The organism is Pseudomonas sp. FBCC-B1565 (assembly GCF_059133265.1).
Genome location: NZ_CP101438.1, coordinates 5,024,941 through 5,039,955, shown reverse-complemented (window position 1 = coordinate 5,039,955; position 15,015 = coordinate 5,024,941). Strand labels below are relative to the sequence as shown.

Annotated in this window: 14 protein-coding genes; 5 read left to right on the top strand and 9 right to left on the bottom strand. The window is 59.3% G+C overall.

Translation table 11 applies throughout. The annotated features are described in order from the left end of the window. Positions 1-6: 6 nt before the first annotated feature. Positions 7-624, top strand: coding sequence for a TPM domain-containing protein (locus tag NL123_RS23340; protein ID WP_071496837.1), 618 nt, complete (start codon positions 7-9; stop codon positions 622-624). Between the two features lie 134 nt (positions 625-758). Continuing rightward, positions 759-1,961 carry a class I SAM-dependent methyltransferase gene (locus tag NL123_RS23335; RefSeq protein ID WP_248486767.1) on the top strand — a complete coding sequence of 401 codons (1,203 nt, stop codon included), beginning with the start codon at positions 759-761 and terminating at the stop codon, positions 1,959-1,961. On the opposite strand, the gene NL123_RS23330 is transcribed toward NL123_RS23335, so the two are convergent. The 4 genes from NL123_RS23330 to NL123_RS23315 all read right to left on the bottom strand — a co-directional run bounded on the left by NL123_RS23330 (position 1,949) and on the right by NL123_RS23315 (position 7,149). After that, the gene (locus NL123_RS23330) at positions 1,949-2,851 is read right to left on the bottom strand and encodes a DMT family transporter (RefSeq protein WP_494356456.1); all 903 of its coding nucleotides are present in this window, start codon (positions 2,849-2,851) and stop codon (positions 1,949-1,951) included. The genes NL123_RS23335 and NL123_RS23330 overlap by 13 nt on opposite strands. Before the next feature lie 100 nt (positions 2,852-2,951). Further along, entirely contained in the window at positions 2,952-5,516 is a 2,565-nt protein-coding gene (locus NL123_RS23325) for a TonB-dependent receptor (protein WP_494356455.1), read from the bottom strand. A gap of 128 nt (positions 5,517-5,644) precedes the next feature. After that, a complete protein-coding gene (locus tag NL123_RS23320; protein WP_494356454.1) occupies positions 5,645-6,613 on the bottom strand; it encodes a FecR family protein in 969 nt (322 codons plus the stop codon). Further along, positions 6,610-7,149: an RNA polymerase sigma factor gene (locus tag NL123_RS23315; protein WP_071488898.1), complete on the bottom strand. Its 540-nt coding sequence runs from the start codon at positions 7,147-7,149 to the stop codon at positions 6,610-6,612. Before NL123_RS23315 ends, NL123_RS23320 begins: the two co-directional genes overlap by 4 nt. A 174-nt stretch (positions 7,150-7,323) precedes the next feature. Between NL123_RS23315 and NL123_RS23310 the strand changes: the two genes are divergently transcribed. Further along, the gene (locus NL123_RS23310) at positions 7,324-7,656 is read left to right on the top strand and encodes a YegP family protein (protein ID WP_058425182.1); all 333 of its coding nucleotides are present in this window, start codon (positions 7,324-7,326) and stop codon (positions 7,654-7,656) included. 51 nt (positions 7,657-7,707) lie between these two features. Here NL123_RS23310 and NL123_RS23305 read toward each other — a convergent pair whose 3' ends face one another. Both NL123_RS23305 and NL123_RS23300 read right to left on the bottom strand, forming a co-directional pair. Then, positions 7,708-8,586, bottom strand: coding sequence for a dihydrodipicolinate synthase family protein (locus NL123_RS23305; protein ID WP_494356453.1), 879 nt, complete (start codon positions 8,584-8,586; stop codon positions 7,708-7,710). A gap of 28 nt (positions 8,587-8,614) precedes the next feature. Further along, on the bottom strand, positions 8,615-9,397 hold the full coding sequence (locus NL123_RS23300) for an aldolase (RefSeq protein WP_071496831.1): 783 nt from the start codon (positions 9,395-9,397) through the stop codon (positions 8,615-8,617). Between the two features lie 159 nt (positions 9,398-9,556). Here NL123_RS23300 and NL123_RS23295 point away from each other — a divergent pair, with 159 nt between their 5' ends. Continuing rightward, positions 9,557-10,084, top strand: coding sequence for a helix-turn-helix domain-containing protein (locus tag NL123_RS23295; protein ID WP_071488902.1), 528 nt, complete (start codon positions 9,557-9,559; stop codon positions 10,082-10,084). Here the strand turns inward: NL123_RS23295 and NL123_RS23290 are convergent, their stop codons facing one another. After that, positions 10,085-11,101, bottom strand: coding sequence for a DUF4917 family protein (locus tag NL123_RS23290; protein WP_248486772.1), 1,017 nt, complete (start codon positions 11,099-11,101; stop codon positions 10,085-10,087). Positions 11,102-11,224: 123 nt separating this feature from the next. Here NL123_RS23290 and yiaY point away from each other — a divergent pair, with 123 nt between their 5' ends. After that, the gene (yiaY, locus tag NL123_RS23285; protein ID WP_494356452.1) at positions 11,225-12,373 is read left to right on the top strand and encodes an L-threonine dehydrogenase; all 1,149 of its coding nucleotides are present in this window, start codon (positions 11,225-11,227) and stop codon (positions 12,371-12,373) included. Here the strand turns inward: yiaY and NL123_RS23280 are convergent. Beyond that, positions 12,370-13,527, bottom strand: coding sequence for an MFS transporter (locus tag NL123_RS23280; RefSeq protein WP_494356451.1), 1,158 nt, complete (start codon positions 13,525-13,527; stop codon positions 12,370-12,372). The genes yiaY and NL123_RS23280 overlap by 4 nt on opposite strands. Before the next feature lie 99 nt (positions 13,528-13,626). Continuing rightward, complete coding sequence (locus NL123_RS23275) at positions 13,627-14,853, bottom strand: aminotransferase class I/II-fold pyridoxal phosphate-dependent enzyme (RefSeq protein ID WP_494356450.1); 1,227 nt, start codon at positions 14,851-14,853, stop codon at positions 13,627-13,629. Positions 14,854-15,015: the final 162 nt, after the last annotated feature.

Here is a 15,015-nt window from a genome sequence, read left to right as displayed (position 1 = left end):
ACAACCATGGCATTACTGACTGAACACGAGCAGCGCCAGGTCGCGCAAGCGATCGCCCGGGTGGAAAAGACCACCGACGCGGAACTGGTGACCGTGCTGGCCGCCCGCGCCGATGACTACGCCTACATCCCGCTGTTGTGGGCTAGCCTGATCGCGCTGGTAGTGCCGGGTGTGGTGCATTACCTGTCGGGCTACCTGACCATGTACACCTTGCTGCTGGCGCAATGGGCGACCTTCATTGTGCTGTGCCTGGTGTTCCGCTTGCCCAAGGTGACGACACGGTTGATCCCGCGTTCGGTGCGCCACTGGCGCGCGTCCAACCTGGCGCGACGCCAGTTCCTGGAGCAGAACCTGCATCACACCCTGGGCAGCACCGGTGTGCTGATTTTCGTCAGCGAGGCCGAGCGGTATGTGGAGATCCTGGTGGATGACGGCATTTCCAGTCGCCTGGATGACAGCAACTGGGATGGGATCGTCAAGGCGTTTACCCAGCAGGTGAAGCAGGGGCAGACGTTGGCGGGGTTTGTGGCGTGTATCGAGGCGTGCGGTGAGTTGCTCAAGGTGCATGTGCCTGTCACCCAAACCCGTAACGAACTGCCCAATCGCCTGGTCGTACTCGAATAAAAGACTCAACACTGGGCAAAAAAATGTGGGAGGGGCGGTGTTCCATCCAATGACCACTGATCAAATAACCCCGTGCTCTGAATCACTATCCCCCCTAAAATGCCCGGCATTCCCTGCCCGAGGCGTTTTTGTTCATGTCTGTCACTGCTCAACCGGATCATCATGCCCAGTTCATCGAACTGCTGAGCGCAAGCCTCGCGCAGAGTGCCTTTATCAAACTGGTGCTGGCCAAATACGTCGGTAACGAGGCTGAGTTGCAGCGGCTGATCATCAAGCCGGTAACGGTCAAGGAGCAGCCGTGCCTGTCCTTCGTCTATCGCTACAAGACCCGCGATATCACCAAGAACTTCCCGGTGGCCGAGGGAGTGGCAACGATTGCCGAGCTACTGCCGGCATCGTTCAAGAACGCCCATCTGCTGTCGCTGAGCGACGAAGCGCAGCTGGAATACAGCAAGAAGAACAAAAGCTCGTTGTTCAAAAGCAAGCCGCAGCAACTGCGCGAAGCGCCATCGGCTGAGCATAACCGCGAGAAAAACCGCTTCCTCGACCTGAGCCGGCCGTTCCTCGCTGACCTGGGCGTGACCGACGCCAAGCAGGCGCTGATCCCGTCGATGTCGCGCAAGTGGAAACAGATCAACAAGTTCATCGAGGTGTTCAGCCATGCGCTGACCTCGTCACCGCTGAAGCTGGACCAGCCGGTGCGCGTCGCCGACTTTGGCTCGGGCAAGGGCTACCTGACGTTCGCCATCCACGACTACCTGCGTAACACCCTCAAGGCCGAGGGCGAAGTGACCGGCGTTGAATTGCGCGAAGACATGGTGACCCTGTGCAACGCCGCCGCCGCCCGCCTGGAGCACCCGGGGCTGGTGTTCAAATGTGGCGACGTGCGCAGCGTGGCGCCCAGCGAACTGGACGTGATGATCGCCCTGCATGCCTGCGACATTGCCACGGACTACGCGATCCACACCGGCATCCGCTCCGGCGCGTCGATCATCATGTGCTCGCCGTGCTGCCACAAGCAGATCCGCCTGCAAATCCAGAGTCCGGTACTGCTCAAGCCGATGCTGCAATACGGCCTGCACCTGGGGCAGCAGGCGGAAATGGTCACCGACAGTTTGCGTGCGTTGTTCCTCGAAGCCTGTGGTTATGAGACCAAGGTGTTCGAGTTCATCTCGTTGGAGCACACCAACAAGAACAAGATGATCCTGGCCGTGAAGCGCGCAGAGCCGCTGGACAACGCGCAGTTGCTGGAAAAAATCCAGGAGCTGAAGGCGTTCTACCACATCACCGAACACTGCCTGGAAACCCTGCTGCGCGCGGATGGTTACCTGGCCTGATCGGCCAATGCTACGGGCGCAGGCTGCACCGCCGTCTTGCGCCCCAGCATCACCGTCACGATCACCCCGCACGCGAACACCCAGGTAATCGGCTCGATGTGTTCTCCAAAGAACAACGCCGAAAACGCGATGGTGAAGAAGATCTGCAACAGCTGGATCTGGCTGACCCGCGCAATCCCGCCCATGGCCAACCCGGCGTACCAGGCAAAGAACCCCAGGAACTGCGAGAACAGCGACACATAGCCAAATGCCCACCATGCGCGCATCGAAATCGCGCCTTGATGTTGTGCCGTCAGGTACCACACCTGGCCGATCAGCACCGGTGTCGACAGCACCAGCGCCCAGCAGATCACCTGCCAGCCGCCCATCTCCTTGGCCAATCGTCCGCCTTCGGCATACCCCAGGCCGCCCACCGCAATTGCACCGAGCATCAGCAAATCACCGGCCTGGATACTGCCGGCGCCGGTGATCAAGGCGTAACTCAACACCAGGCCACTGCCCAGTGCCGCGCAGGCCCAGAAGGCTTTCGATGGCCGCTCATGGGACAACCACGCCGCATACAGCGCCACGCACAGCGGTTGCAGGCCGTTGACCAATGCGCCGTGGGATGCCGGCAAGGTCTGCATGGCCCAGGCCGACAGCACCGGGAAACCGAGAATCACCCCCGCGATCACCAGGCACAACCCACGCACCTGGCGCCAGGTGGGCCAGCGTTCGCGACGCCACAGCAACAGCGCCGCCGCCGGGATCGCCGCAAACAGTGCGCGGCCCAGGCCGTTGAGCAACGGGTGGATTTCCTGCACCACGATGCGGGTGAAGGGCAGGGTCAGGCTGAAGATGATGACGCCCAGCAGGCCGAGGGCCATGCCGGTGTTTTCGCGCGAGCTCATGGGGCAACCAAAACGAGAGGGCTTCAAGGGAAGCCCATCTAGCCACATCCCCCGTCGGTTGCGGGCCTACAGCTGGGTGCGGATTTATCCGTACAGTTTTTCAGAAGAAGCGCGTGATGCTGATCTTGGCGTTGCGGCCTTGGCTGTAGACACCTTCACCGCTGAGTGCCGGTTGGTAGAAGCGGTTGAACAGGTTATCGACGGTGAAGTTGATCTCGGTGCCCTTGAGACCGGCCTGCTGCGGTTTCCAATTGGCGAACAGGCCTTGTGTGTCGTAGCTGGCGTTCTCCGTCTGGTCGTAGATAAAGTCGCCGATGCTGGAGTTCAAACCGCCCGCGTAAATATCGGTGGGCACGCGATCGGTCTTGCGTACGAACTGGCCCTGCCAGCCCACCTGCGCGTCCCAACTCGGGATCTTGGTACCCAGCACCACCACCCATTTGGCCGGTGGGATGTCCCGCGCCCACACGTGCAGGTTGGTCGCCCAGGGGTTGGTGTAGGGGTTGTCGCGCTTGCCTGTGGCCCAGGAGTAAGTCAGGGAGCCGAACAGGTAGGTCGAGTCGTAGTAGCTTTCCAGCTCGACGCCCTTGATGGTCATGCCGCCCACATTGCGATAGTTGGTCCTGGACGCCGCGTCACTGCATACCGCATCGATACTGCCGGATACTGTCAGTTGCCGTTCGCAGCCGACGCCGGTGGCTTTCATGATCTCGTCTTCAATACGGTTGTGGAACAGCGTGGTGCGCAGTTGCAGGTTGTCCTCGCGGGTGAAGAGCCCCGAGAAGTTAGTGACGTTGCCTGCGGTAATCGCCGTAATGCGCTCCGGGTCGAGGTTCAGGCTGGTGGCGCTGCGGGTGCTGAGGGCGCCTTGGACTTCGTACTGTTCATCGATCACTGGCGCGCGCCAGGTGCGGTTCCAACTGGCGAAGAAGGCCACATCCGGGGTTACGTTCCAGAACGCGGCGAGGCGTGGCGACCAGCCGGTGTAGGTGCGGTCGCTGTAGTCGTGACCCACTTTCGGGTCCGGGTTGCTGTAGTACGGCGCATCGTTGGCTTCGCCGCGATTGCGCACATGGTCGTAGCGCAGGGACGGCGTGAGGGTCACGTCGCCCAGGGTAATCGCGTCCTGGATGTAGAACGCGTTGCTATCGACCTTGCCGTGGGGCATGAAATACGGCTGGAAATGCCCATAGTTGTATCTGGCAGTGTTGTAGGTCGCACCTGGCATCCAGCTTTCGGTTTCGCGCTTGTGCTTGCGGATCTGTACGCCCGTGGTCACCGCGTGTTCCAACGGGCCGGTGGTCAGCAGGCTGGTATTGCGCAGTTCGAGGATGCGGTCTTTGTAGGACGTATCCATCTTGCGTCCACCGGTCGCCAGGCTAATGACGGCATTCGCGGCGCGCTCATCGGTCTGGTCGGTATTGGACTCCGAGTAGCTCAGCTTCAGGTCGATCAGCGGGTTGTTCAACGGGTGGTACTCGTACTTGCTCGACCAGGTGGTGTCCACCGTGTCGCGGTCGGCCAGAAAGCGTGATACGGCCGTGGCGTAGCCGTAGCGGTCGATGGCCGATTGTGTCGGCGGTGATGGGTAGGACTTTGCCGAGAACGGCGTCATACGCTGGCTTTGGGCGCGCGAGTAAGACAGGCCCATGCTGTGTTCGTCGGTGAAGTACGCGTTGAACTTGAACAGCTTGCCGTCGACATCCTGCGCGCTGTTGGGCAAGCGTTTGGGGTTGATCGGGTATTCATTGCGCGGGTCGGGCGGTGTGCCGGCGAGCTTGAGGTCGCCGCCGTCGCGCTTGGTCAGGTAGGCCAGGCCATCCATGCGGCCGTCGTCGGTGCGGCCGTACACAGCGCCGGTGTAGACCTGCTCGTGGGTGTTGCTGGCGTAGCCGTATTTGACCATCGCCCCGGCGTTGCGCCCGTCCTTGAGAAGGTCGGGTGCGTCCTTGGTGATCATGTTGACCGTGCCGCCAAAACCGCCGTTACCGGTAAATGGCGAGTAAGGGCCTTTCTCCACCTCAATGCTTTTGATCAACTCGGGCTCAATGAAGATAGTGCCTTGTTGATAACGCTCGAACCCGCTTTTGGCCGCACCATCCACGGTCATCGGCACATCTTCGGCATCGCCCATGCCGCGGATGTTCATGGTCTGGCCGCCCGGCTTGGGCGAGCCACCCATGGATACCCCGGGCAGGGTCTGCAACAGCGAAGGAATGTTATCGGGCTGGTAGCGGTCGATATCCGCCTGGCTCAGGGTGGAGCGGCCCACGGTGCTGGAGTCGACCTGGCTACCGGTGCCGATCACGCTCAGTGCATCCAGTTGAACCACGCCGCTATTGGTGGTCTTGGCCTCTTCGGGCCTTACCACATAGGTACTGCCGACCTTGATCAGGGTGAACTCGCCGTTTTTCAGCAGGGTACGAATCGCCGCCTCCGGCGTGAAGTCGCCGTTGAGCGCGGGCGCATGCACGTTCTTGAGCAACTCTTCATCGAACAGCAACTGGATCTGTGCCTGCTGCGCCACCTGGCTCAGGGACGTGGCCAGCGACTGGGCCGGCAGCGTGAAGGGCTCGGCCTGGGCGCTGAGGCTGTACGCCAGGCAGGTGGCGATCAGGGTCGGTCGAAGAAACAGGTGCGAAGCGTGGCAAGGCGCGCGAAACATGAAATCCCCCGGTGTGGCCAAGTGGCCGAAAAGGTGTGCGTATCGAACTCAGACCGGAGGAAGACGGGGCAGCTGAAAAAATCCACACCTGCGAATGCAAAATATTCTCAAATAAGAATCTTGTGAGTTTATTTGCTCGGTTCGATCCTCACGATGCCGTCGGTCGACATCACGGTTTTCACCGGCAGCAAGGCGGGCAAGGCGTTGAGCAGGGCGTCCGGATCATTCACATCCAGATTGCCCGAGACCTTCAGGTGCGCCACGGCGCTGCTGACCTGCAGCGGCGCCTGGGGGCGATACAGGCTCAATTCATCGATCAGGCTGGCCAGCTCGCGGTTGCGAAATGACAGGTGACCGCTGCGCCAGTCGGCGACCTCTTCGGCGGTGAGGGTCTGCTGCTGCACCGTGCCCTTGGCGTAGCTGTAGATCGCACGTTGCCGGGCGCCCAGCAGGGTGATGGGGCTTTTCGCGTCCGGCTCGAAGGCGACTTGGCCATGGGCGACGCTGACCACCAGTTGCTGCTGGCTGCGGCGCACATCGAAGCCAGTGCCGACCACGCGCACATTGGCCTCGCCGGCTTGTACGAACAGCGGCCGTTCCTTGTCGGCGGCCACTTCAATGTACAGCTGGCCCTTGTCCAGGTGCAGGATGCGCTGGTGCGCGGTGAAATCCACGCGTACGCGGGTGTTGGCATTCACATACAAAGTGCTGCCATCGGGCAGGTTGAGGGTGCGCATGCCTTTGGCATGGGCCGCGACCTGGGTGTGATACAGCTCGCGGGGCGCGCCGATATGGGTGGCCAAGACCGCGCACAGCAGAGCAGCGGCCACGGCCAGGGCAGGGCGCCATACCGACGGTTTGCGCTGGGGCAGCGCCACGGGTTTGTTCAGTTGTTGCAACTGGGCCAGGTCTGCCCACAGCTGTTCGAATTCGGCGTAGGCACGGGCATGGGCGGGATCGGCCTGCCAGGCGGCAAAGGCCTTGCGCTCGGCACGCCCGGTTTCACTGCGGTTGCGTGCAAACCAGCTGGCGGCTTGGGCATCGATGGCGTTGCTGTCTTCGATGTCCAGCACGTCGGTGTCGCTCAGGCGGTTCATTCTGGCTGCTCCGTGCCGGGTTCGTGTTGAAGGCGTCGCTTGCAATGCAGCAGGGCAAACGCGATGTGCTTTTCCACCATGCTGGTCGAAATGCCCATGCGCTCGGCGATCTGCGCCTGGCTCAGGCCTTCGAAGCGGTGCAGCATAAGGGCTTCTCGCCTGCGGGGCGAGAGTTCGGCGAGGACTTCTTTCAACTGTTCCAGGCGTTGCAAGCGTTGCGCGGCGGCCATGGGATCGTTTTGCTCGTCGGTGACAGGCTCCGCGTCCATTTCGGCCTGATCAGAGTGGACTGTGTGCCGTACCTTCTGTTTGCGCCAGTGATCACGCAGCAGGTTGCGCGCCATCTGGAACAGAAACGCCCGTGGCTGCTCGACCTTGGCACGGTCGCGGTAGTCCAGCCACTGAGTGAAGACATCCTGGGTCATGTCCGCCGCGTCGCTGGCGTTGTCCGTGCGTTTGCGCAGGAAATACAGGATATCTGTATAAAACCCGCGAAAGGCATCGGCCGACAACGGGTCGGGCTTGGGACGAGACATGGATATCCTTCTTGACGAAGCACGACGTGGAAAAGTCGTGAATGATATCGAGAACTATTGTCATTTGTCATTCGGTTAAATGACAGTCACTGAGTCCATGGCTGGTAATCAGCCGGGTGTGACCTTTAATCCTACAAGCAAGTGAACAAAATCCCACTTGATAAGGAGAGAGTCATGGCTGGATGGTATGAGTTGAGTAAAAGCAGCAACGGGCAATTCCGTTTTGTGTTGAAGGCGGCGAACGCAGAAACCATTTTGACCAGCGAGCTTTACGTCACCCGCAGCGCAGCCGAAAACGGTATTGCTTCCGTGCAGACCAACAGCCCGCATGACGAGCGCTATGAGAAAAAAGTGGCCAGCAATGGCCAGCCGTTTTTTAACCTCAAGGCTGCCAATCACCAGGTGATCGGCAGCAGCGAGCAGTATTCCTCGACAGCGGCACGGGACAACGGCATTGCAAGCGTAAAGGCCAATGGCCCGACGACCACGATCAAAGACAAGACTTGAAGGTGTCGCAAAAAAACAAACACCCCGGCTCGCAAGAACCGGGGCGTTTTTTCAGGCGGCGTCCAGCAGCGCCTTCAATTGATTGCGTGCCGTTTCACTCAATGGGAACACCGGCAACCGTGGGTCACCCACTTCCAAACCGGTCAACCGCAACCCGGCCTTGATTGTCGCCGGCAACCCGCCCTTGAGGATGAACTCCAGCAATGGCAGCTGGCGGTAAAACAGCGCCTGGGCCTGGGTCAGATCGTTGCTCAATACCGCGTCGTACAAATCCAGGTTGAGCTGTGGGATCAGGTTCGGCGCCGCCGTGCACCAACCTTTGGCACCCGCCACGAAGGCTTCCAGTGCAAGCGGGTTGCAGCCGTTGTAGAACGGCACATCGCTGTGGCGATGCAGTTGGTGCATGCGCTGGATATCCCCGGTGCTCTCCTTGACCATGGTCACGTTGGCCACCTGCTTGATGATGCGCAGGATCAGCTCCACCGACATGTCCGTGCCGCTGGTGGCCGGGTTGTTGTAGAGCATGATCGGCACGCCGATGCTGTCGCCGATTGCGGCATAGTGGGCGAGGATTTCCGCTTCGCTGAGCTTCCAGTAAGACGTCGGCAGCACCATCACCGCATCGGCGCCATTGGCCTCGGCGTAGCGCGCACGGCGTACGGCCTTGGCAGTGGTCAGGTCGGAAACGCTGACGATGGTTGGTACGCGCCGGGCAATCTTGGCCAGGCTGAAGGCGCTGACTTCATCCCACTCGGCATCGCTCAAGTAGGCGCCTTCGCCGGTGCTGCCTAACGGCGCGATGGCGTGTACGCCGCTGGCGATCAGGCGGTCGATGGAGCGGCCCAAAGCGTCGAGGTCGATGCGTTGGCCGTCGGCGCTGAACGGGGTGATGGTGTAGCCGATGATGCCGTGGATGGTTGGGCTGGACATGGAAAGTCTCCGGTCGAAAAAGGGCAGGTCAGTTCAGGCAATCGGCGTGTTGGCGCAGGTTCTGCCGGGCGTAGTAGTTGAACGCGGCGCCGTGGCGCTTGGGCCGGGAGATCCAGTCATGGGCCTCGCGACCCAGCTCTGGCAGGATCGGCTTGATGGTGCCGGCCGCCATCGCCAGCAACTGCAACTTGGCCGCGCGTTCGATCAATTGCGCGATCACGCAGGCTTCCTCGATGCTCGCCCCGGTGGACAACTGGCCGTGGTGCGAAAGCAGGATCGCGCGTTTGTCGCCCAAAGCCGTGGTGATGATTTCGCCTTCTTCGTTGCCCACCGGCACACCCGGCCAGGCCTCCAGGAACGCGCAGTCTTCGTACAGCGGGCAGAGGTCCATATGGGACACCTGCAGCGGCACTTCCAGCATCGACAGCGCGGCGATGTGCGTGGGGTGCGTGTGGATGATGCAATTCACATCCGGCCGCCCACGGTACACCCAGCTGTGAAAACGGTTGGCCGGGTTGGGAATGCCGTGACCCTCCAGCACCTCAAGATCTTCGTTCACCAGCAACAGGTTGCTGGCGGTGATCTCATCAAACCCCAGGCCCAGTTGCTGGGTGTAATAGGTGCCCTGTTCCGGCCCGCGCGCGGTGATCTGCCCGGCCAAGCCGGAGTCATGGCCGTTCTCGAACAGGATGCGACACGTGAGCGCCAGCTTTTGCCGGTCGGTCCACGTATTATCCGCCAGGGTGTTTTGCATCTGGATCAGCGCTTGCTTGACCAGTTGGTCTTTCGGGAGTGCTAATGTCTTGGCCATATCGGTGTCCTTTGGGTGGTTCAATGGACGTCGGATTTGCTGTCTCCCGCTGCTCGCAAGGTCGTTGGGTGAAGGCAAATGACACTAAAGATGCTATATGACACTTTGTGTCATTGGCAAGCACAGCTCATCGCTTACTGCATGGATTAACCGCAGCGCATGTCTATCCGTTTGAAATTATTGAGAAAAAAACTTGGCGTCACCTTGGAGGCCCTGGCCGAAAAGTCCGGGATGACCAAGAGTTACCTGTCCAAGGTCGAGCGCGGGCTCAACACGCCATCGATTGCCGCCGCGCTGAAACTGGCCAAGGCATTGAACGTGAAAGTCGAGGAACTGTTCAGCGAAGACAGCGTCAGCCTGGACAGCTACAGCCTGGTGCGCAGCCATGAGCGGCCCGACACCTCGCCCGGTTATGCGGTGCTGGCCCATCAGGTCAGTGAGCGCAGCCTGCTGCCGTTCATCATCTACCCGCCGGCGGAGTTCACCGACAAGACCTTCAAGGAGCATCTGGGTGAAGAGTTTCTGTTCGTGCATGAAGGCCAGGTGGAGGTGGACTTCATGAATGAACGGGTGATCCTGGAGCGGGGCGACGCGTTGCACTTCAATGCGCAGAAGCCCCATCGGTTGCGCTCGGTGGGGCCGGTGCAGGCGCAGCTATTGGTGGTGGTGCACAGCGGCGAAGAGTGATCAGCGTTCGACAGGGACTGACAGCGCCGGATTACCCAGTGGATGGGTACGCGCCGCAAAGAACTTCAGCTCCACTCCAGCCCCGTCGAACAACTGCGAATACCGCCGCTTCTGCTGGCGAATAAACCCATCGCTGCGTCCCGACACCGAGATCGCCAGCGTCGTCACGTTGGCCTGGCGAATCGCATCCACCAAGTGTTGATCCTGCGCCCCCAGCTCGTGGCCAAAGATGCACAGCGCGCCCTCGTGGCTCAGCAACTGCTCATAACAGAACGACAGGTAATCCGAACTGCGGATGGTCTTGAGCTTCTCTTCCACCTTGCCCTCGCTGACGAACAGCGGCACATCATCCAGGGTCTTGATGGTGTTGTTGATCGCAAAACTGCTGAGCAAAGTGCTGTCGGTAGTCGGCAGTTTGCGCGCAGTGCCGTCGAGGTTGCGCACCAGGTGCAGGCCGCCGTGCAGGTACAAAATGCGCGTGGCGTCGGTGCGGGTGTTGCGCAGGTCGAAGCTGGCGTCGGCGCTGCGGAACAAGTCGTCGATGCCCGGCGTGTGCAGGATCGCCCAATAGTTGAGCAAGTCGTAGTTGCTGGTGAACACCGTCGCGTACTGCTGCAACTCAGTATTGAGGGTCACCAGCGTCGACGGTTGCACCAGGCGCCACGGGATATGCACGGCGTGGATGGTATTGATCAACGCTTCCTTGATCGCGTAATAGCGGTTGCGCGGCGCCGCCGAGCTGACCGCCAGCGCCTTGTTGACCCGGCTGGTGGTTTTCAACGCGCCCAGCGCCTGCTCGAAGCTGCGGGTTTGCAGGGCGTCGAACACGCTGAGTTCGGATTGACTCAGGGGTTTTTCTTCGACGGTGCGGGCATTTTCGAACAGTGAGTCGTAGGCAAAGTCTTCCCAAATCGTGCGGCTGGCGCCATTGCCGATCAGAATCCCACTGAAGTCGCGGCTCGCGCGCAGTGCGCTCCAGTCTTCAAGGTGGGCGTCTATATCCTGGAAATCCTTCATCGGGGCGGGTCTACTCGAAATCGGCTGGACGGTGACTTTATCACGAGCGGGCGTTGATCCTGATCAAGATGCAGAACGCGTCACCGGTTGATTCTGTAGGCATAAAGCCTCTGAGGATTGACCATGAGCAGCACCTTCTTTATTCCCGCCGTCAACATCATGGGCACCGACTGCCTCGACGAAGCCATGACTGCCATCCGCAACTATGGTTTTCGCAAGGCACTGATCGTCACTGACGCCGGCCTGGCCAAGGCCGGCGTGGCCAGCATGATCGCCGAGAAACTGGCGATGCAGGACATCGACTCGGTGATCTACGACGGCGCCAAGCCCAACCCCAATGTGGAAAACGTCGAGAAAGGCCTGGCGCTGTTGCAGCAGAGCGCCTGCGATTTCGTGGTGTCCCTGGGCGGCGGCTCGCCCCATGACTGCGCCAAGGGTATCGCCCTGTGCGCCACCAACGGCGGGCATATCGGCGACTACGAAGGCGTCGACCAATCGAGCAAGCCGCAACTGCCGCTGGTGGCCATCAACACCACCGCCGGCACCGCCAGCGAGATGACCCGCTTCTGCATCATCACCGACGAAAGCCGCCACGTGAAAATGGCCATTGTCGACCGCAACGTCACGCCGCTGCTGTCGGTCAACGACCCGGCGCTGATGGTCGGCATGCCCAAGGGCCTCACGGCCGCCACCGGCATGGACGCGCTGACCCACGCCATCGAGGCCTACGTATCCACCGCCGCCACACCGATCACCGACGCCTGTGCGATCAAGGCCATCGAACTGATCAGCGCCAACCTGCGCCTGGCCGTTCGCGACGGCACCGACAAGGCCGCACGGGAAAACATGGCCTACGCGCAGTTCCTTGCGGGCATGGCGTTCAACAATGCGTCCCTGGGTTTCGTACACGCCATGGCCCACCAACTGGGCGGTTTCTACGACCTGCCCCACGGCGTGTGCAACGCGGTGTTGTTGCCCCACGTACAAAGCTTCAACGCCAGCGTCAGTGCCAAACGCCTGAGCGACGTAGGCCGAGCGTTGGGCGCGGACATCAAGGGCATCACCGACGAAGAGGGCGCCCAGGCCGCCATCGCCGCGATTCGCAGCCTGGCCCACGACGTCGACATCCCGGCTGGGTTGCGCGAACTGGGCGCCAAGTTGCAGGACATTCCACTGCTGGCGAGCAACGCGTTGAAGGATGCATGCGGCCTGACCAACCCACGGCGCGCGGACCAGCGGCAGATCGAGGAGATCTTTCGCAGCGCGTTTTAATCCGTCCGATAACGGGCGACGCATATCGATGCGGCGCCCGCCAACACCACACATAAAATCGCCAACGGCCACGCCTGTTGACTCACCAGCAGGCTCGCCACGCCGCCGATCAACGCGGCCATCAACTGATGCATAAAGCCGCTCAACGCCATGGCGTAGGAGCCGCTCACCGGTGAGGCATCGTTGGCCAGGGACAAACTGATCGGGTAACTCATCGATTGCCCCAGCACCGCCACGCAGTAAGGCAGCCACAGCAAGACAGCGATTCCGACAGCAAACACACTGCCCAGCAACATCACAGCCGTTCCCGTTAGAAGCAGGGTCATGCCCCAGCCCATCATTTTCAGCCGCCCCGTGCGAGCAACGAAGCGATTGACCATTAATGCCCCCGCCAGATACGCCACGCTGATTGGCCAACCCAGCCAGCCATATTGCGCCGCGCTCCACTCGAAACGCCCTTGCAGAATCAACGGTGCACAGGTGTTGAAGGCGATGATCACCCCATAACCCAGGCCACCGACCAACGCCGCGTGCAGAAACGGCGGATGCCGCATGATCATGGCGTAGATACGCCAGGCAGATGCCGATGTATCGACCTTTACCCGTGCAGGGAATATCACCCGGTTCAACACCAGCATCAAACCGACTGCGCCAATCGCCAATCCGTAGAAGATCGCCTCCCAGCCGAAGACCACCTGCAACAACGACCCAACGAATTGACCGATGCCCAAAGCAATCACGAAAGTCATGCCCAGCCACGACAACCCTTTTGCCAGCAATGCACCGCTGAAGCTGTCGCGCACCAACACCCGCGCCATCACCGAAACACCGCCTGCCCCCAACCCTTGAACCAGCCGCAATGACAGGAAGACTTCAACGCTGGACGCCGAGGCAATCGCCGCACTCGCTAGCGCATACACGCAGAGCGCCGCCAATAGCACCGGCTTACGTCCGAAACGTTCGCCCAGGCTGCCCCACAGCAACATCGGTAATGCCATGCCGACCAAGTAGATCGCCAGGGCCAGCGCGACGTGTTCCTCGGCCGCGGGGAGGGCGTGGGCAATGGCGGGGACGGCGGGCAGGTAGCTGCTGATGCCGACTTGGGCGAGGAAGGCGGCGCTGCAGGCTATGACAAGGGTGGTGGTATTTTTCAAGACGAGGAAACCGCCAGCGTGAGTTCTGAACAAATCGTCGGAAGTCGAGTTATATGAATCGTGTCGTTTGAAACTCTTCATTTTTGAAAAGTGTGTAATTCAGCGATTACTTTTATTTTCTTCTATCAGACTCAGGAGCCTTGAGCAAAATAAACGTATTGTTTCATGGGTCATATCTGCTCGAAGCGTTATACGAATTGCGGCTTTTCCTCTGGGAACAACAGGGAAAAATACAGCTGACGTGAAGAAGCCACTGTTGGCGAGTTGTGCTGCGATTGTGTTCGCTTTTTCCGCCTCGCCGCAGGCCACCATACGGATTGCAGTACTCGTGCCGTACTGCGCAGTTTCGATGAGTCTGTCAAATAATTGGATGTTGGTGAGGAGTTTATCTTGAAGAAGAGTCAGTTCCTTCGTTTGGTGAATTTTTACAGAGGCAAGGCCAGCACCAATAGCGGCAGAATTTAGACTCTGGGACCAGTTGCTGGGTCCACCGTATCGATGCATGAGGCTTTTTTGTTTTTCGGTGCCAAACATAACCAGTCCTCCACTAGCGCCGAATGATTTGCCGAGCGATGCAACGATTAAGGTTTGATCGTCTAGCGTTTGAAAATTAGGGCGGATGAAGCCTTTTCCTTTCTCTCCAAAAGCTGACAGCGCATGCGAGTCGTCCAGATATAAAAATAGACCATAGCGGGATTTAAGGTAGATCAAACCGTCAATATCCGCCTTTCCACCCATGCTGTAGATGCCATCGGCTACGTAGGCGACTTTCTTGTGTTTCTTACATGATTCTTCAATAAAGTCTATGTCATTATGCGGCGCGGTTATTACTTCTGTTTCATCCGCGCAGGAGGCCTTCATATAGTTCATTGAATAGTGAGAATGTCTGTCGAATATCATCGTAAGGGGGACGTTTTTGGTAAACGCTCCGCTGGCAAGTAAGGGCAGTAATCCAGCGCTGGCCGCGCTGCAAGATAAGGTGCTCAGGCAGATTGAGTTGAAAAGCGTTGAAAGCGCTGTTTCATATTGTTCGAGCATGTCCAGCTTGCATCTATTTTTTGAGTTCGCTACTCGCAGGGTCTTGGCTTTGAGTATCCCTTGGATAGCGCCATCCAGTATTTGCTGGTTGTAATTAAGTCCGAGGTAGGAGGTGGTGCAGAAATGTTGAAGTTCACGGCCGTATTGGTCGACAAAGCAGTTGTTGCTTTTGATAGTTGCATTAAGTTCGCAGGTTAGTCCTTCTTTGGCCGATTCCCAGTCTTCGTTGGAGGTTTGGATGATTTTTTTATAGTTTGAGAATTTGTTGGTTGACCTGGAGGTTTCCATTTTTCTGTCCTTGGCGATGGAGAGAAATAACATTAATGGGTATTTTTTTGAAGGTTAAGTCAGGGCTTTCTTTTTGAGGTGACAGTCGGAAGATATTTTTATGTGTGTAACTTCCTACAATCTTCAATGGTGTGTATTCATCTGCACTGACTTGGTAACCAG

Excerpts from the sequence above, each read along its gene's own strand:
- NL123_RS23340 (WP_071496837.1), top strand. The coding sequence starts at position 7 with ATGGCATTACTGACTGAACACGAGCAGCGCCAGGTCGCGCAAGCGATC.
- NL123_RS23335 (WP_248486767.1), top strand. The coding sequence starts at position 759 with ATGTCTGTCACTGCTCAACCGGATCATCATGCCCAGTTCATCGAACTG.
- NL123_RS23330 (WP_494356456.1), bottom strand. The coding sequence starts at position 2,851 with ATGAGCTCGCGCGAAAACACCGGCATGGCCCTCGGCCTGCTGGGCGTC.
- NL123_RS23325 (WP_494356455.1), bottom strand. The coding sequence starts at position 5,516 with ATGTTTCGCGCGCCTTGCCACGCTTCGCACCTGTTTCTTCGACCGACC.
- NL123_RS23320 (WP_494356454.1), bottom strand. The coding sequence starts at position 6,613 with ATGAACCGCCTGAGCGACACCGACGTGCTGGACATCGAAGACAGCAAC.
- NL123_RS23315 (WP_071488898.1), bottom strand. The coding sequence starts at position 7,149 with ATGTCTCGTCCCAAGCCCGACCCGTTGTCGGCCGATGCCTTTCGCGGG.
- NL123_RS23310 (WP_058425182.1), top strand. The coding sequence starts at position 7,324 with ATGGCTGGATGGTATGAGTTGAGTAAAAGCAGCAACGGGCAATTCCGT.
- NL123_RS23305 (WP_494356453.1), bottom strand. The coding sequence starts at position 8,586 with ATGTCCAGCCCAACCATCCACGGCATCATCGGCTACACCATCACCCCG.
- NL123_RS23300 (WP_071496831.1), bottom strand. The coding sequence starts at position 9,397 with ATGGCCAAGACATTAGCACTCCCGAAAGACCAACTGGTCAAGCAAGCG.
- NL123_RS23295 (WP_071488902.1), top strand. The coding sequence starts at position 9,557 with ATGTCTATCCGTTTGAAATTATTGAGAAAAAAACTTGGCGTCACCTTG.
- NL123_RS23290 (WP_248486772.1), bottom strand. The coding sequence starts at position 11,101 with ATGAAGGATTTCCAGGATATAGACGCCCACCTTGAAGACTGGAGCGCA.
- yiaY (WP_494356452.1), top strand. The coding sequence starts at position 11,225 with ATGAGCAGCACCTTCTTTATTCCCGCCGTCAACATCATGGGCACCGAC.
- NL123_RS23275 (WP_494356450.1), bottom strand. The coding sequence starts at position 14,853 with ATGGAAACCTCCAGGTCAACCAACAAATTCTCAAACTATAAAAAAATC.